This is a genomic window from Actinacidiphila paucisporea (assembly GCF_900142575.1).
In the GTDB taxonomy this organism is placed as follows: Bacteria; Actinomycetota; Actinomycetes; order Streptomycetales; family Streptomycetaceae; genus Actinacidiphila; species Actinacidiphila paucisporea.
In genome coordinates, this window is record NZ_FRBI01000008.1 from 188,419 (window position 1) to 204,375 (window position 15,957).

Below are 15,957 nucleotides of genomic sequence, written 5' to 3' on the forward strand. Positions count from 1 at the left end.
TGTGGCCGAACAGTAGACCTGGGAAAGGACACCGGCAAACATGCCATCGGATCCGGCACGGCAGCCAGGGCGGGACCTCGCTCTCGTCCTGAGCCGCGCAGAACGCCTCATGGTGGCGCGGCTGTCGGAGCTGCTCGCGGCCGAGGACTGCTCGGTCGAGCAGTGGCGGGTGCTGAGCGCGGTGGCGGACGGCGGCGGCCACCCGATGACGGAGATCGCCGACTACGCGCTGATGCCCGCGCCGAGCCTGACCAAGCTGGTCGACCGGATGGTCGCCGACAACCTCGTCTACCGCAGGGCCGACCCCGGCGACCGGCGCCGGGTGCTGCTTCACATGGCCGCCCGCGGCCGCATCCTCCACCAGCGCGCCGCCCACCGGGTGGCCGAGGACCACGCCCGGGTGCTCGCCGCACTCGGCGACGGCGGCGACCTCGCCGCGGCTCTGTCGCGGCTGGCGGACGTCGCCGGCGACACCTCGCACGCCCACTTAGCCGGCTGACCGACCAGGGCACGTCCGGTGACCTGCCCTTCCGGGGTGGGGTGCCCTTTCCACGCTGAGGGTCCACTTTCCCGCGGGTCCGGCGTACGCGCCTCCCGGCGCCTGTCCCGGTGGCAGGCGTCTCCCGCCGTTCCGGTCGCACCGGTGACCCCGTACGCCACGCGCGGCCGTCGACGTCTGTCACAGCACGCTTGACGAGGGGCGTTGTGGCCAATTCACAGAAAATTGTGCACAATAACAGAGGTCGGACCGTCCGTTTCGATGGCGTTTACGGCGAGTGCGACCCATGACGAAGAGAGAGGCGGTGGCGTCAGTGGCGGGACCCGCGAAGACGACCGTCCGGTCGGACGGCGGCGAGCAGAGTGTCTACAACGAGCTGCGCCGCCTGATCCTGATGGGAGACCTGGAACCCGGCGCCGAGATCAGCCAGTTGGAGCTGGCCGACCGGCTCAAGGTCTCCCGCACCCCGCTGCGCGAGGCGCTGCGGCAGCTGGTCAGCGAGGGTCTGGTGGTCAGCGGCGGGCCGCACCGCTCGGTCCGTATCAGCACCCTGAGCATGAGCGACCTGGACGACCTCTACTCGATGCGGGTACTCGGCGAGGGCCTGGCCATATGGCTGACCGTGCCGATACTGCGCGGCGAGGACTTCGAACGGCTGGAGCGGGACCTGGAGTTGACCACCTCGCGGGCCGACGCGGACGCGCACGGCCGCTTCCACGCAGGGCTGCGGATCGGCGCGGGGGCCCGGCTCAACGACGAGTTGAGCCGGCAGTTCGACCACGCCGAGCGCTACCAGCGCGCCTTCCTGCGGCTGCTCGACCCGGAGGTCTTCGCCGTGAAGGTCGCCGAGCACCGCGCGATCCTCGACGCGTGCGCCGCCCGGGACGCCGAGCGGGCCAGGGACCTGATGGTCGACCACCTGGCGGGCACCGCGATGCACCTGATGACCTCGCAGCGCCACGCGCCCTTCGCGCTGCCCGCCGCGGTGGTCATGGCCAAGGCAGGGCGCTCCGCCGGCCGGGGGTGACACCGCGGCCCGGTGACGGAAAAGGGGTGCCGCCTGGCCTTCAGGTCCGGCGGCACCGCTCTTTCCCCGGTCAGATACGGCGGTCGTGCCCCGCCCAGTACTCCTCGCGCAGCGTCTTCTTGAGCACCTTGCCCGCCTCCGAGCGCGGCAGCTGCCGGAAGATCACCTGCTTGGGCGCCTTGACGCTGCCGAGCCGCTCCCGGCACAGCGCGACGACCTCCTCGGCGTCGGCCCGCGCGCCGGCCTTCAGCTCCACCACCGCGGTCACCCGCTCGCCCCACTTGTCGTCGGGCAGCCCGATGACGGCGCAGTCGCCGACCGCGGGATGCGACCAGAGCACCTGCTCGACCTCGCTGGGGAAGACGTTGAAACCGCCGGAGATGATGACGTCGCGCTTGCGGTCGACGAGATAGACGAAACCGTCCTCGTCGACGTAGCCGATGTCGCCGGTGGCGTGCCAGTCCCCGGGGCGGCGGACCGCGGCGGTCTGCTCCGGGTCGTCGTGGTAGCCCGTCATCCGCAGCGAGCTGCGCACCACGATCTCGCCGTGCGTACCGCTGCCGCACAGCTGCCCCTCGTCGTCCATGATCGCGACGTTGGCGACCAGCGACGGCCGCCCGCAGCTGGCCAGGCGCCGCCGCAGCGCCGGGTCGGCCAGCGCCTCGCTGTGCTCCTGGGGGGAGAAGAAGGCGCACATCATCGGCACCTCCACCTGGCCGTAGAACTGCGCCATCACCGGGCCGAAGACGCTGATCGCCTCCTCCAGCCTGGCCACCGACATCGGCGCGGCGCCGTAGAGGAAGTAGCGCAGGCTGGAGGTGTCGCGCCTGCCCGCGTCCGGGTGGTCGAGCAGGGCGTAGATCGCGGTGGGCGGCAGCAGCAGGCGGGTGACCCGGTGCTCCTCGATGGAGCGCAGGATCTCCGCGGGGGAGACGCCGTCGTGGACGATCGTGGTGCCGCCGAGGCTGAGGACCGGGAAGGCGGCCGCGCCCGCCGCGTGGGTGAGCGGCGCGGCGACCAGGTTGACCGGCCGCCGCTCGGGCAGATGCGCGTTGAAGGCGTGGATCATCGCCTCCAGGGAGCGGTGCGGCAGCCCCACCGCCTTGGGCCGCCCGGTGGTGCCGCCGGTGCCGAAGTAGGCGGCCACACCCTCGGGTTCGAGCGGCGGCAGCTCGACCCGGGTGCCCTCGGGGGCCATCCAGTCCTCCAGGCACAGCTCGCCGCCCGCCGTCGGCCGCAGCGCCACCAGGTGGTCGAGTTGCGGTACGAGCTCGCTCAACTGCCAGGCGGTGTCGGCCGACCGGGGCGCGTAGACCAGCATGCGCGCGCCGACGAGGGCGAGCATCGCCGCCAACTCCTCCGTGCTGGAGGTCGCGTTGAGCGCGACCCAGCGGCAGCCGGCCCGCATGATGCCCAGCACGCACGGCATGACCAGTGGGTCGTTCGGGCTGAGCACCGCGACCTGGGCCGCCTCGCCGCCCAGGTCGCGGTGCAGGGCGGCGGCCACCCGGTGGGTGATCTCCCGCGTCTGCGCGTAGGTCATCGCGTCGGTGCCGTCCTGCCGCATGAAGGCGACGGCCTCGGGGTCGAGGGACACCCCCCGGTCGAAGAACTCGATCACGCGCATCGCGTACCGCCCGCCGGCCGGTCCTGCCCGGTCACCTGACGCCCTGCGCGCTGTGCACGGGTCCTGGCGTGCCGGCCGGCGCCACGCAGCGGTTGGCCTGCTCGCCGAGACCGGCGATGGCGGTGCGCAGGGTCTGGCCGGCCGACAGGTACAGCGGCGGGCGGCGGGCACCGCCGATGCCGGCCGGGGTGCCGGTGGCGATCAGGTCGCCGGGGACCAGGGTGATGAAGGAGCTGATGTAGGAGATGAGGCTGCCGACCGAGTGGATGAGCTGGCTGGTGTCCGACTGCTGCATCACCGTGGAGTCCACCGCGCAGCTGACCGCGAGCGCCTTGGCGTGCCCGACCTCGTCGGGGGTGACCAGGAACGGGCCGACCGGCGTGGAGGCCTCGAAGGTCTTCCCCTGCAGGAACTGCGAGGTGCGCAGCTGCCAGTCGCGCATCGAGACGTCGTTGACGATGGTGTAGCCGGCCACCGACTGCCAGGCCTGCTCCTCGTCGGCGCTCCTGACCGTCTGGCCGATGACGACGCCGAGTTCGACCTCCCAGTCGACCGCGTCGGAGTTGGCCGGCAGGACCAGGTCGTCGTACGGGCCGATCAGGCTGCGGCTGTACTTCGCGAAGAGCGTGGGGTGGTCGGGCAGCTCCAGGCCCACCTCGGCGACGTGGTCACGGTAGTTGACGCCGACGCAGACGACCTTCTCCGGATGCGGCACCAGCGGCGCGTAGTCGGCGTCCGCGCAGGAGACCCGGCCGCCGTCCGACTGCATCAGCGCGCTGGCCCGCCAGTCGGGACCCGAGGCGAGCAGCGCACCGACGTCGGCGTACGGAAGCAGCCGGATGTCGTCCCCGTCCACCCGGCCCGCCCTGGTGCCGCCTTCCCATCGGATCGTCGTCAGTCGCATCGGTCCCGTCCTCCCGTTGATGAGCCAAGAATGCGCGAAACACCGGTCTCCTGTACGCTCTTCCCCTCCGAGTGTATACTAATCGTATTATCTTGGATACAAAGACTGGCCTGCCGTTATCCCATGGGATCCACGGCCCGTCGGGCAACCCGCCTTGAAGTGCGTTGCCAGTCACGCCACTTGAGCACATGAAGTATCCCAAAACACCTGAATCACCTGAATCATTCGGCTTGAAGCGACCGCTTGAAGCAATCGAGGAAGGATGGACGCCGTGATCCCACGACGCACCCTGCGCAGCGCCGTAACACTGACGGTCGGCACTCTCCTGCTCGTCGGTGCCAGTGCCTGCGGCAGCGACTCGGGGTCGGGCAAAGGGGGCAAGCTGACCTCGGTCAGCTACCGCGGCCCGTTCGTCACCTCGGGCGGTGACGCACCGATCTACTACGCAGACAAACTGGGCTACTTCGCCGACGAGGGCCTCAAGGTCACCATCCGGGACAGCAAGGGCTCGGGGCAGACCATCACCGACGTCAACAGCGGCGGTTCGGACTACGGCATGGCCGCCGCGGTCAACCTGGTGCTGGCCGTCGGCCAGGGCCAGCCGATCACCAGCGTCGCCACCCCGCTGGGCCTGAGCAGCTTCGGCTTCTTCGTGCCCAAGGACTCGGGCATCACCTCGATCAAGCAGCTGGCCGGCAAGAAGGTCCTGGTCACCGCTTCCGCCCAGCCCAACGTCTTCGCCGCGATCGCCGCCGAGGGCCTGGACAAGTCGGCGGTGCACCTGGTCGTCTCCGACCCGACGACGCTCGGCGCCGCCTACACCGGCTCCAAGGGCGTCGACGCCGTCTACACCACGCAGTTCCTCGCGGCCACCTTGACCAAGCGGCCCTCGACCTTCCTGCCGCAGTCCCAGGCCGGTTACAACCCTCCGGACTACGCGCTGCTGGTCAAGAAGAACCTGCTGAGCTCGTCCCCCGACCAGGTGCACGGCTTCGTCCGGGCGGTGCTGCGCGGCTACCAGGCCGCCGCCAAGAACCCGCAGGCCGCGATCGACGCGCTGCTGGCCAAGCACCCGGAGCTGAACCCGGCCCAGGCGATGGGCACGTTGAAGGCGACGCTGCCCTTCTACTGCTCGCCGGGACAGCTCGACCAGCCCTTCGGCATGAACGCCAACCGCGACTGGGTGATCACCGCCAACGCGATGAAGACCTACGCGGGACTGCCGGGAGCCACCAACGGCAGCCGGTTCTATTCGAATGACCTGTTCTCCGGGAAGGACCCGCTGAGTGTGGCAACGTGCTAGCTGCGCACCGGAGACCGGGCCACGGTGCGGAACGGGAAGGGGAGGCGATCATGACCGGCACCGCTAAGCGTCCGCCCACGACGTCCGCCGGCCTGCCGCTGCGGGTGGAAGGTCTCGGCAAGACCTTCCGCTCCGCCCGCGGCGCGGCGGTACGGGCACTGGACGGCATCGATCTGACCATCGGCGCCGGCGAGTTCGTCAGCATCCTGGGGCCCAGCGGATGCGGCAAGAGCACCCTGCTGGCGATCCTCGCGGGCCTCGACACCGCCACCGACGGCACCGCGTCCGTCGGCGGCCGGCCGGTGACCGCACCGCTGGTGGACGCGGGGGTGATGTTCCAGCGGGACCTGCTGCTCGACTGGCACACCTGCGAGGACAACATCCTCATGCAGTTCAGGATGCGCGGTCTGGCCACCGCCCCCTACCGCGACCGCGCCCGCGAACTGCTGGCGCTGGTCGGCATGGAGCACGCGGCGCAGCGCTATCCGCGGGAGCTGTCCGGCGGCATGCGCCAGCGGGTCGCCATCTGCCGCGCGCTGGTGCACGAACCGCCGCTGCTCTTCCTCGACGAGCCGTTCGGCGCGCTCGACGCGCTGACGCGGGAGAACCTGAACACCGAACTCGCCGCGCTCACCGCCCACTCGGGCGCGACGGTCGTCTTCGTCACGCACGGCATCGACGAGGCGGTCTTCCTGGGCGACCGCGCGGTGGTGATGTCCGCCCGCCCGGGCCGGGTCATCGCGGACGTGGCGATCGACCTGCCGGTTCCGCGCGGCCCGCAGGTGCGCGAACTGCCGCAGTTCACCGCCTACACCGCGCGGCTGCGCAAGTTGCTGGCCCACGAAGTGCAGGCGGTAGCAGTGGAAGGGGCTCGATCATGACGGGGACCGGGCAGCGGGTGCGCACCCGGCACAGATTCGGGGTGGCCGGGCCGGAGGCGGCCGGCGTGGACCGGAGGGCCGGCGAACCCGGCGCGCGCGGCGCCGCGGCGCTGGCCGGACGGGTGGGCCGGTGGACCGCGGTGTGGTATCTCTTCGCGGTGCTGCTGGTGCTGCTCGCCTGGGAGATCGCGATCGTGGTGGGCGGCACCCCCGACTACCTGCTGCCGACCCCCACGCAGGTGGCGAAGGCCTTCGACACCTACCACCAACCACTGCTGCACCACAGCTGGTTCACGCTCAAGGAGATCCTGCTCGGCTTCGCCGTCGCGGTGGCCGCCGGCATGCTGATCGCCGTCCCGATCGCCTTCTCCAGGACGGTCGAGCGGGTCGCGTACCCGCTGATCGTGATGACCCAGGCGGTGCCGAAGGTCGCGCTCGGGCCGCTGTTCATCGTGTGGTTCGGCTTCGGCCTGGAGACCGACGTCATCATCGCGGTGTCGGTGGCGATCTTCCCGGTCATCGTCAACACCGCGCTGGGCCTGACGTCCATCGATCCCGACCTGGTGCGGCTCGGCCGCTCCATGGGCGGCTCCAGGATGCGGCTGTTCTGGCTGGTGCGGCTGCCGACCGCGCTGCCGAGCATCTTCGCCGGCCTGAAGGTCGCGGTCACCTTCGCCGTGATCGGCGCGGTCGTCGGCGAGTTCATCGTCGGCGGGTCGGGCCTGGGCTACCTGACGCTGTCGGCCAGCGGCAACCAGAACGTGCCGCTGCTGTTCGCCTCCGTCATCGCGCTCGCCCTCATCGGCGTGCTGTTCTACGCGGCCATCGACCTCGCGGAACGGGTCGTGCTGCGGCACCACCCGCAGTCCGGGAACCGTGGATGACCACCGACACCGAGGCCCTGCTGGCCGCGCTGGCCGCGGCACCCCGGCAGGCGCTGCCCGCCACGCGGCTGGCGGCACTGGTACGGGCGGCCGGCGTCGACGCCGGCCGCTTCGCCGGTGCGCTGGCCGCGCTGGCGGACGGCGGACGGGTCGCCGTACTGGACCCGCCGCCGCCCGACCGGCATCTGGCCGACACCGACCTGCGGGTGGTCGCCGCGGTCGCCGGGCCGGCCGGTGACGACCCGGCGGACGCGTACCGGCGGGCCCGGCAGGCATGGGAGGAGATCCTGCGGGGCCTCCTGGCCGCCCACCGCTGCCAGTAGGCCGCGCACTCCCGCCGCACCACCGCGTACCACCCCGTACCGACGAGGAGCGAGACACCATGGCACTGCGTGCAGCCGTCGACATCGGAGGCACCTTCACCGACGTCGTCACGTACGACGACCTCACCGGTCAGCTGCTGCTGGGCAAGTCGCTCAGCACGCCGCAGGACATGATCCAGGGCGTCTTCGACGGGCTGGCCGCGGCCGGGACGGCGCTGGACGAGCTGGCGTTCGTCATCCACGGCAGCACCGTCGTGGTCAACTCGCTCATCGAGCGCAAGGGCGCCCGCACCGCCCTGGTGACCACGGCCGGCTTCCGGGACGTCTACGAGATCGGCCGGATCAACCGGCCGGACGCGTTCAACCTCGCCTTCACCCGGCACGAGCCGCTGGTACCCCGCGAGTTGATCCACGAGGTGGCGGAACGGCTCGGCGCCGACGGCCGGGTGAGCACCCCGCTGGACGAGGACCAGGCCAGGAAGGTCGCCCGCCGGCTGGCCGCCCAGGGCGTCGAGGCGGTCGCGGTGACCTTCCTGCACGCCTACCGCAACCCCGCGCACGAGATCGCGATGGGCGAGATCCTGCGCGAGGAGCTGCCCGGCGCCTACGTCTGCCTGTCGCACGAGATCAGCCGGGAATACCGGGAGTTCGAGCGGACCTCGACGGCCGCGGCGAACGCCTTCGTCGGGCCGCTGGTCAGCGACTACCTGCGGCGGCTCGACCAGCGCCTCACCGAGGGCGGTTCCGCGGCGCCGCTGGCGGTCATGCAGTCCAACGGCGGGGTGTGCGACGTGGCCACCGCCTCGTCGAGTTGCGTCCAGATGCTGGAGTCGGGACCGGCCGGCGGGGTGGTGGGCACCATCGCGCTGTGCGAGGCGCTCGGCTACCGGGAGGCCATCGCCTTCGACATGGGCGGCACCACCGCCAAGACCGCCGTCATCCGCGACCTGACCTTCCCGCTCGCCAGCGACTACTTCCTCGGCGGCTACCGCACCGGACTGCCGATCCGCATCCCGTGCCTGGACATCGTCGAGGTCGGTACCGGTGGCGGCAGCATCGCCTGGCTGGACGAGGCCCGCGGCATCCACGTCGGCCCGCGCAGCGCGGGTGCCGACCCGGGCCCGGCGAGCTACGGCCGCGGCGGCACCCAGGCCACCATCACCGACGCGGCGGTCGTCCTCGGCCATCTGCCGGCGGGCGGCCGGCTGGCCGGCGGCCTGCGACTCGACGGCGACGCCGCCCACCGGGCGGTCGGCGCCCTCGCGGCCGAGCTGTCGCTGGGCCCCACCGCCACCGCGGCCGGCGTGATCGCGATCGGCGCCGCCGCCATGGCCAACTCGGTGCGCGCGGTCACCACGGAAAGAGGCCTGGACCCACGGGACTTCGCGCTGTTCGCCTACGGCGGCAACGGGCCGCTGCACATCTCGCTGGTGGCCCGCGAGCTGGCGATACGCAAGGTCGTCGTGCCGCCCTTCCCCGCCGTCTTCGCCGCGCTCGGCATGCTGATGGCCGACGTCCGCAGGGACATCGTGCAGACCGGGGTGCGCACCCTGGGCACCGAGGAGCACATCGACGCCGACACCGCCGACTCGCTCGAAGCGTCCTTCCAGGAGCTGGAGCGCGAGTGCGCGCAGGCGCTGCGGGACGGCGCGGTCCGCTTCGAGGGCCTGGAATTCCAGCGCGCCGCCGACATGCGCTACGTCGGCCAGGAGCACACCGTGACCGTCCAGGTGCCCGGCGAGCCGGGCGCCGCCGCGCTCAAGCGGGCCTTCGACGTCACCCACGGGCAGCGCTACGGCCACAGCGCGCCCGAGGAGCGCGCGCAGATCGTCAGCCTGCGGGTCTCGGCGGTCGGCACCCTCGGCAAGCCCGACCTGCCCAAGATCGCCCGCGGGCGGCAGGAGCCGCCGGCCGGCGCCAGGACCGGCGGCCGCGACATCGTCTTCACCCCCGCGCAGGGGCCCGTCCCCTCCGCGGTCTACGCCCGCGAGGCGCTGCTCGCGGGCAACAGGATCGCCGGCCCCGCCGTCGTGGAGGAGCCCACCGCCACGACGCTGCTGCGGCCCGGCGACACCCTCGAGGTCGACGCGTTCGGCAACCTCCTCCTGACGATCGGACAGTGAGCACCGCCATGGACGACACCACCGTGCCCGCGGCCGCCGCCCCGCAGGACGCCGCAGCCCCGGATCCCGCCGCCGCCCCCGACCCGATCACCGCGGAGATCATCCGCGCCTCGCTGGTCTCGATCACCGACGAGATGAAGACCAACCTGATGAGGACGGCCTACAACCTCATCATCTACGAGGCCCAGGACTTCACGGTCGGCCTGTTCGACGCGAACGGCGACACCATCTCGGTCGGCCTCGGCCTGCCGATGTTCGTCGGCGGCCTGTCCGACGCGATCAAGGCCAAGATCGCCTTCTACGGGCCCGGCGGCATCAAGCCCGGCGACATCCTGCTGACCAACGACGCCTACATCATGGGCAGTCACCTCAACCACATGATCTTCACCCTGCCCGTCTTCCACGAGGGCCGGCTGGTCGCCTTCGCCGCGTCGATGGCGCACTGGCTCGACGTGGGCGGGCTGCTCGGCGGCACCACCACGGACATCTTCGCCGAGGGACTGCAGATCCCGATCGTGAAGCTGTTCAAGGAGGGCGTCCAGGACGACGAGCTGACCCGGCTGATCGCCACCAACGTCCGCTTCCCGGACCTGGCGATGGGCGACCTGCGCGCCCAGGTCGCGGCCATCCGCACCGGCGAGACCCGGATGCGGACCCTGCTGGAGCGCTACGGCGCCGGCACCGTGCAGGCGGGGGTCACCGGACTGTTCGACCACAGCGAGGAGTTGGCGCGGCAGGCCGTCCGCGACATCCCGGACGGCGACTACCGGGCCGAGGCCTTCATGGACGACGACGGGGTGCACACCGGCACGCCGGTGCCGATCAGGGTCCGGGTGGTGGTCGAGGGCGACACCATGACCATCGACCTGAGCGAGATGAGCCCGCAGGTCGCCGGCTACTTCAACTCGGGCGCGACCGCCGGGCGTTCGGCCGCCCAGGTGGCCTTCACCTGCCTGACCTCGCCCGGCCGGCGGCCCATCAACTCCGGCTCGGTGCGCCCGCTGAAGGTGCTGCTGCCGCCCGGCACGGTGGTCAGCGCCACCAAGCCGGCCGCGATGCGCTGGTGGATGACCTATCCGATGACGGTGGTGGACTGCGTCTTCCGGGCGCTGGCCGAGGTGCTGCCCGACGCAGTCATCGCCGGCCACTACGCCGACCTCGGCATGACGCACAGCTACGGTGTCGACGACCGCACCGGGCAGTTCTTCCAGTTCTTCGGCGGCCCGCAGGGCGGCGGTTGGGGCGCCACCTCGCGCGCCGACGGGCAGAGCGCCACCATCTGCATCAACGACGGCGACACCCACAACGCCCCCGCCGAGGTCATCGAGGCCAAATACCCGATGGTGACCGTCGAGGAGTACGCCCTGCGCGAGGACTCCGGCGGCGCCGGCCGCAACCGCGGCGGCCTCGGCACCCGGATCCGGGTGCGGATGAACACCTCCGCACGGCTGGACTCGTGGATCGAGCGGACCTCCTGCGCCCCCTGGGGCCTGGCCGGGGGCCGGGACGCGCTCGCGAACCGGATCTCCGTGGAGCGGGCCGACGGCGAAGTCGTCGACTTCCGCAACGGCAAGGTCGGCACCCGGCTGTCGGCCGGCGACTGCCATGTGGTGGAGCTGGGCGGGGGTGGCGGCTACGGGGATCCGTACGAGCGCCCGGCGGCACGCGTGCTGGCCGACGTGCGGGCCGGCTACGTCTCGCCCGCGGCCGCCAGGGACTCCTACGGTGTGGTCGTGGTCGCAGACGGCGAGGCCTTCCGGCTGGACGAGGCGGCCACCGCCCGGCTGCGGGAGGCCTGAACGGCGCACGGGCGCCGGTCGTTGACCCGCAAGCCTGTACACAATTTCCGAGAAGATGTACGTTACGATCTCCGTAGTGAATACAGATCAGACCGGCGGCCGCCACGGCTCCGGCAGCTCGCTGGCAAGGAGGCCGCAGATGCGCCGCGCGTACGCCGATGTTCCGGCGGGCCAGATCCACTACGTGGAGGAGGGCGAGGGCAAACCGGTGCTGCTGCTGCACCAGTCGCCCCGCTCCTGGACGGAATTCCGCGAGGTGCTGCCGCTACTCGGGCGCACCCACCGCGCGATAGCCATGGACACCCTCGGCTACGGCGCCTCCTCCGCCCCTCTGCCCCCCGCCGGCGGGCCGCCGGGGGAGTCCGTCGAGGCGTACGCCGACGGCGTCGTCCAGCTGTTCGACGCCCTCGGCATCGAACGGGCCGCCCTGGTCGGCCACCACACCGGCGGGGTCATCGCGGTCGAGGTCGCCGCCGTCCACCCGGACCGGGTGGAGAAGATCGTGCTGTCGTGCACCCCGCTGGTCGACGCCGAGGGCCGCACCCAGCGCCCCCGGGTCGACCACGCCGAGGTCCACGAGGACGGCGACCACCTGCTCGAACTGTGGCGCGCCCGCCAGCCGTACTACCCGCCGGGCCGCCCCGACCTGCTCGAAGCCTTCATCGTGGACGCGTTGACGGCCGGTACGCGCCGGCACGAGGGCCACGCGGCCGTCGCGCGCTACGCGATGGAGACCCGGCTGCCCCGCTTGCGCTGCCCCGTCATGGCGGTCGGCGCCCCCGGTGACGTCGCCTACCGCGACCTGCCCCGCTGGGCCGCCGCGGTGCCCGGCATCCGTATCGAGGAGATCAAGGGCGGCATGGTGCCGCTGCCCGACCACCTCCCCGAGGAATTCACCGACGTGGTCCGCGACTTCCTGGACGCGGCATGAGCGCCCCCCGGTTCGGCCTGCGCCTGCCGCCGTGCGCGCCCGCCCGCGAGGTCGCCGACTTCGCCCGGCGGGCCGAGGCGGAAGGCCTCGACACGGTGTGGATCCCCGACTCGCAGTTCCTGTGGCACGACGTGTGGACCACCGCGGCCCTGGTCGCCGACCGCACCGAGCACATCGGCATCGGCGTGGCGGTCACCAACTTCGAGACCCGCCACATCGCGGTCACCGCCAACGCCGTCGCCTCCGTCGACGACATCTCCGGCGGCCGGGTCAAGGTCGCCTTCGGCACCGGCGACAGCTCGGTGAAGACCATCGGCAAGCGGCCCACCCCGCTGCACCGGATGCGCGACAACATCGCGCTGCTGCGCCGGCTGCTGCGCGGCGAGGAGGCCTGCTGGCCGGGCCCGTACGGCGAGCGGCCGATGCGGCTGCGCCGGCACGCGAGCCGCGAGGTGCCGGTCTACATGGCGGCCAGCGGGCCCAAGGCGCTCGCGCTCGCCGGCGAGGTCGCCGACGGCGTGATCCTCGCCGCCGGCACCGCGCCGCCCCTGGTCGAACGCGGCACCGGCTTCATCCGCGCCGGGGCCGAGCGCGCCGGCCGCACCCTGGCCGACCTCGACGTCGTGCTGGCCGCGCACACCCTGGTCACCCAGGACGAGGCCGACGCGGTCCGCCAGGTCAAGCCGCTGTGCCTGGCCATGGCCCAACTCGGCGCGGGCGCCGCGCTGCGCGCGGTCGGCATCGACATCGAGGTGCCGGACGTGGTCGAGGGCGTCTACCCCGACATCACCCACGCCGAGAGCTGGGACCTCGCCGTCAGCATCGCCGACCGCTACATCGGCGACGACGACGCCGAGCGCTTCGCGACCCACCTGACGCTGGCCGGCACCCCCGGCCAGCTGGGCAAGCGCGTCGACGGCGCCATCGGCGCCGGCATCGAGTCCTTCTACCTGCTCGGGGCGTCCTCCTACCAGTTGCCGCACAACCAGCTCGACGCGTTCGCGTCGACCTTCGCCCGGCACAACCGATAGCTGGCCCGCGGTCGGTCCTCCGGCCGCCCGGCCGGACCGGTCCGCCGCCGCACACCACGGGGGGTGCGACGGCGGACCGCCCCCTTCCCCGGCGCGGTCAGTCCTGCCAGGCCCAGTCGGCGACCTCGGGCAGGTCGGTGCCGTGCTCGCGGATCCAGCCGTGGTGCCGCAGGCGTACCTCCTCCATCCGCTGGCGGACGGCGGCCGCGGTGACGGGCAGGCCGGGAACGCGGTCGATGACGTCCATGACCAGGCGGTAGCGGTCGAGGTCGTTGCGCAGGACCATGTCGAAGGGCGTGGTCGTGGTGCCGATCTCCTTGTAGCCGCGCACATGGAGGTTGGCGTGGCCGGTACGGCGGTAGGCCAGGCGGTGGATGAGCCAGGGGTAGCCGTGGTAGGCGAGGATGACCGGCTTGTCGGGGGTGAACAGGGCGTCGTATTCCGCGTCCGTCATGCCGTGCGGGTGCGCCCCGTGCGGCATGAGGCGGGCGAGGTCGACGATGTTGACGACGCGGACGCCGAGTTGGGGCAGGTGGTGGCGCAACAGCTGTGCTGCCGCCAGCACTTCCAGGGTCGGTACGTCGCCGGCGCAGGCCAGGACGACGTCGGGGCCGCGGCGGACGTCCTCGGTGCCGGCCCACTCCCACAGCCCCGCGCCGCGGGCGCAGTGGGCGCGGGCGGCGTCCATCGACAGCCAGTCGAAGCCGGGCTGCTTGCCGGCGACGACGACGTTGACGTAGTCCCGGGATGCCAGGACGTGGTCGGCCACGGAGAGCAGGGTGTTGGTGTCCGGCGGGAGGTAGACGCGGACGACTTCGGGGGCCTTGTTGAGCACGTGGTCGATGAAGCCCGGGTCCTGGTGGGAGAAGCCGTTGTGGTCCTGCCGCCAGACGTGCGACGTCAGCAGGTAGTTCAGCGAGGCGAGCGGGCGGCGCCACGGCAGTTCGCGGGTGGTGCGCAGCCACTTGACGTGCTGGTTGACCATCGAGTCGACGATGTGGACGAAGGCCTCGTAGCAGGAGAACAGCCCGTGCCTGCCGGTCAGCAGGTAGCCCTCGAGCCAGCCCTGGCAGGTGTGCTCCGAGAGGATCTCCATCACCCGCCCGTGCCGGTCGAGGTGCTCGTCCACGTCCAGGACCTCGGCCTGCCAGGCCTTGCCCGTCGCCCCGTAGACGTCCTGCAACCGGTTGGACGCCGTCTCGTCCGGGCCCACCAGCCGGAAATTGCGGCGGTCCGCGGTGTCGGCCATGACCCTTTCCAGCAGTGTGCCCAGCACGGCTGTCGGCTCGTGCAGGGTGGCGCCGGGGGTGTCGACGGGCACGGCGAAGTCGTCCAGCGGCGGCAGCGGCAGCTCGCGCAGCAGCAGCCCGCCGTTGGCGTGCGGGTTCGCGCCCAGCCTGCGGGCCCCGCCGGGGACGCACGCGAGCACCTGCGGGCGGGGGCGGCCATCGGCGTCGAACAGCTCGGCGGGCCGGTAGGAGTGCAGCCACTCCTCCAGCTGGCGCAGGTGGTCGGGGTTGTCGCGCACCGCGGCGAGCGGCACCTGGTGGGCCCGCCAGGTGCCCTCGACCGGCAGCCCGTCGACCTCGGCGGGGCCGGTCCAGCCCTTGGGAGTGCGCAGCACGACCACCGGCCAGCGCGGCCGCTCGGTCGCGCCCTGCTCGCGGGCGGCACGCTGGAAGGCGGCGATACGGTCCAGCGCCGTGTCCATCGCGACGGCCATCGCCCGGTGCACGGCCATCTCGTCGTCGCCGGTGACGTGGATCGGGTCGTGGCCGTAACCGCGCAGCAGCTCCTCCAGTTCCTGCCGGGGAAGGCGGGCCAGCACGGAGGGGTTGGCGATCTTGTAGCCGTTCAGGTGCAGGATCGGCAGGACGGCGCCGTCGTGGACCGGGTCGAGGAACTTGTTGGAGTGCCAGGAGGTCGCCAGCGGCCCGGTCTCCGCCTCGCCGTCGCCGATGACGCAGGCGACCACGAGGCCGGGGTTGTCGAACGCGGCTCCGTAGGCGTGGGAGAGGGCGTACCCCAGCTCGCCGCCCTCGTGGATGGAGCCGGGCGTCTCGGGTGCCACATGCGAGGGGACCCCGCCGGGGAAGGAGAACTGCCGGAAGAGCCGCGCCATCCCGGCCGCGTCCCTGGTGACCTCGGGGTACGTCTCGGTGTAGCTGCCCTCGATCCACGAGTTGGCCAGCACGGCGGGGCCGCCGTGGCCGGGCCCCCACACGCAGATCGCGTCCAGGTCGCGGGCCTGGATCACCCGGTTGAGGTGGGTGTGCACCAGGTTCAGCCCGGGAGAGGTGCCCCAGTGCCCCAGCAGGCGCGGCTTGATGTGCTCCGGCCGCAGCGGCTCGGTCAGCAGCGGATTGCCCATCAGGTAGATCTGGCCGACCGCGAGGTAGTTCGACGCCCGCCAGTGGGCGTCGAGCGCCCCCAGCTCGTCCTCGGGCAGCGCCGCGGGCGGGCGGGTGGTGGACGCGTCGGGCATCGGGACCTCCAGGCGGAGACGGTGTCGTCCGCACCAGCCTTCCCGTCCGCCGCCCGACGAAGCAGGCCATTCGGGGGGATATGGGCGATTTGGCGGCACCGGGGCGGCCGGAGGTCGGGCGTACGCTCGACGGGACGGTA

The 15,957-nt window shown here is 72.2% G+C and carries 13 protein-coding genes; 10 read left to right on the forward strand and 3 right to left on the reverse strand.

All coding sequences use genetic code 11. The features are described from left to right. Nucleotides 1-40 precede the first annotated feature (40 nt). Entirely contained in the window at nucleotides 41-499 is a 459-nt protein-coding gene (locus tag BUE44_RS15080) for a MarR family winged helix-turn-helix transcriptional regulator (RefSeq protein ID WP_073498362.1), read from the forward strand. Between the two features lie 286 nt (nucleotides 500-785). Continuing rightward, nucleotides 786-1,526, forward strand: a complete 741-nt coding sequence (locus BUE44_RS15085; RefSeq protein WP_079189751.1) for a GntR family transcriptional regulator — start codon at nucleotides 786-788, stop codon at nucleotides 1,524-1,526. 70 nt (nucleotides 1,527-1,596) lie between these two features. Here BUE44_RS15085 and BUE44_RS15090 read toward each other — a convergent pair whose 3' ends face one another. After that, nucleotides 1,597-3,147 carry an AMP-binding protein gene (locus BUE44_RS15090; protein WP_159450256.1) on the reverse strand — a complete coding sequence of 517 codons (1,551 nt, stop codon included), beginning with the start codon at nucleotides 3,145-3,147 and terminating at the stop codon, nucleotides 1,597-1,599. A 37-nt stretch (nucleotides 3,148-3,184) separates the two neighbouring features. Further along, nucleotides 3,185-4,057, reverse strand: coding sequence for a fumarylacetoacetate hydrolase family protein (locus tag BUE44_RS15095; protein WP_073498370.1), 873 nt, complete (start codon nucleotides 4,055-4,057; stop codon nucleotides 3,185-3,187). Nucleotides 4,058-4,328: 271 nt separating this feature from the next. Here BUE44_RS15095 and BUE44_RS15100 point away from each other — a divergent pair, with 271 nt between their 5' ends. From BUE44_RS15100 to BUE44_RS15135, 8 genes are all read left to right on the forward strand, one after another. Next, entirely contained in the window at nucleotides 4,329-5,360 is a 1,032-nt protein-coding gene (locus tag BUE44_RS15100; RefSeq protein WP_159450257.1) for an ABC transporter substrate-binding protein, read from the forward strand. A gap of 50 nt (nucleotides 5,361-5,410) precedes the next feature. Then, the gene (locus tag BUE44_RS15105; RefSeq protein WP_073498374.1) at nucleotides 5,411-6,241 is read left to right on the forward strand and encodes an ABC transporter ATP-binding protein; all 831 of its coding nucleotides are present in this window, start codon (nucleotides 5,411-5,413) and stop codon (nucleotides 6,239-6,241) included. Next, a complete protein-coding gene (locus BUE44_RS15110; protein ID WP_079189752.1) occupies nucleotides 6,238-7,125 on the forward strand; it encodes an ABC transporter permease in 888 nt (295 codons plus the stop codon). The genes BUE44_RS15105 and BUE44_RS15110 overlap by 4 nt, the downstream gene beginning before the upstream one ends. Continuing rightward, a complete protein-coding gene (locus BUE44_RS15115; RefSeq protein WP_073498376.1) occupies nucleotides 7,122-7,448 on the forward strand; it encodes a hypothetical protein in 327 nt (108 codons plus the stop codon). Before BUE44_RS15110 ends, BUE44_RS15115 begins: the two co-directional genes overlap by 4 nt. 59 nt (nucleotides 7,449-7,507) lie before the next feature. Further along, nucleotides 7,508-9,571: a hydantoinase/oxoprolinase family protein gene (locus tag BUE44_RS15120; RefSeq protein WP_073498378.1), complete on the forward strand. Its 2,064-nt coding sequence runs from the start codon at nucleotides 7,508-7,510 to the stop codon at nucleotides 9,569-9,571. Next, nucleotides 9,568-11,370 (forward strand): hydantoinase B/oxoprolinase family protein, encoded by a 1,803-nt coding sequence (locus BUE44_RS15125; RefSeq protein ID WP_200804422.1) that lies wholly within the window; start codon nucleotides 9,568-9,570, stop codon nucleotides 11,368-11,370. The genes BUE44_RS15120 and BUE44_RS15125 overlap by 4 nt, the downstream gene beginning before the upstream one ends. 76 nt (nucleotides 11,371-11,446) lie before the next feature. Beyond that, nucleotides 11,447-12,301, forward strand: coding sequence for an alpha/beta fold hydrolase (locus tag BUE44_RS15130; RefSeq protein ID WP_235002164.1), 855 nt, complete (start codon nucleotides 11,447-11,449; stop codon nucleotides 12,299-12,301). Further along, on the forward strand, nucleotides 12,298-13,332 hold the full coding sequence (locus BUE44_RS15135) for an LLM class flavin-dependent oxidoreductase (RefSeq protein ID WP_073498383.1): 1,035 nt from the start codon (nucleotides 12,298-12,300) through the stop codon (nucleotides 13,330-13,332). Before BUE44_RS15130 ends, BUE44_RS15135 begins: the two co-directional genes overlap by 4 nt. A 97-nt stretch (nucleotides 13,333-13,429) precedes the next feature. On the opposite strand, the gene BUE44_RS15140 is transcribed toward BUE44_RS15135, so the two are convergent. After that, on the reverse strand, nucleotides 13,430-15,817 hold the full coding sequence (locus tag BUE44_RS15140; protein WP_073498385.1) for a phosphoketolase family protein: 2,388 nt from the start codon (nucleotides 15,815-15,817) through the stop codon (nucleotides 13,430-13,432). Between the last annotated feature and the right edge of the window lie 140 nt (nucleotides 15,818-15,957).

What these genes read in the sequence shown, in the direction of transcription:
- BUE44_RS15080 (WP_073498362.1), top strand. Translation starts at nt 41, where the DNA reads ATGCCATCGGATCCGGCACGGCAGCCAGGGCGGGACCTCGCTCTCGTC.
- BUE44_RS15085 (WP_079189751.1), top strand. Translation starts at nt 786, where the DNA reads ATGACGAAGAGAGAGGCGGTGGCGTCAGTGGCGGGACCCGCGAAGACG.
- BUE44_RS15095 (WP_073498370.1), bottom strand. Translation starts at nt 4,057, where the DNA reads ATGCGACTGACGACGATCCGATGGGAAGGCGGCACCAGGGCGGGCCGG.
- BUE44_RS15105 (WP_073498374.1), top strand. Translation starts at nt 5,411, where the DNA reads ATGACCGGCACCGCTAAGCGTCCGCCCACGACGTCCGCCGGCCTGCCG.
- BUE44_RS15110 (WP_079189752.1), top strand. Translation starts at nt 6,238, where the DNA reads ATGACGGGGACCGGGCAGCGGGTGCGCACCCGGCACAGATTCGGGGTG.
- BUE44_RS15115 (WP_073498376.1), top strand. Translation starts at nt 7,122, where the DNA reads ATGACCACCGACACCGAGGCCCTGCTGGCCGCGCTGGCCGCGGCACCC.
- BUE44_RS15120 (WP_073498378.1), top strand. Translation starts at nt 7,508, where the DNA reads ATGGCACTGCGTGCAGCCGTCGACATCGGAGGCACCTTCACCGACGTC.
- BUE44_RS15135 (WP_073498383.1), top strand. Translation starts at nt 12,298, where the DNA reads ATGAGCGCCCCCCGGTTCGGCCTGCGCCTGCCGCCGTGCGCGCCCGCC.
- BUE44_RS15140 (WP_073498385.1), bottom strand. Translation starts at nt 15,817, where the DNA reads ATGCCCGACGCGTCCACCACCCGCCCGCCCGCGGCGCTGCCCGAGGAC.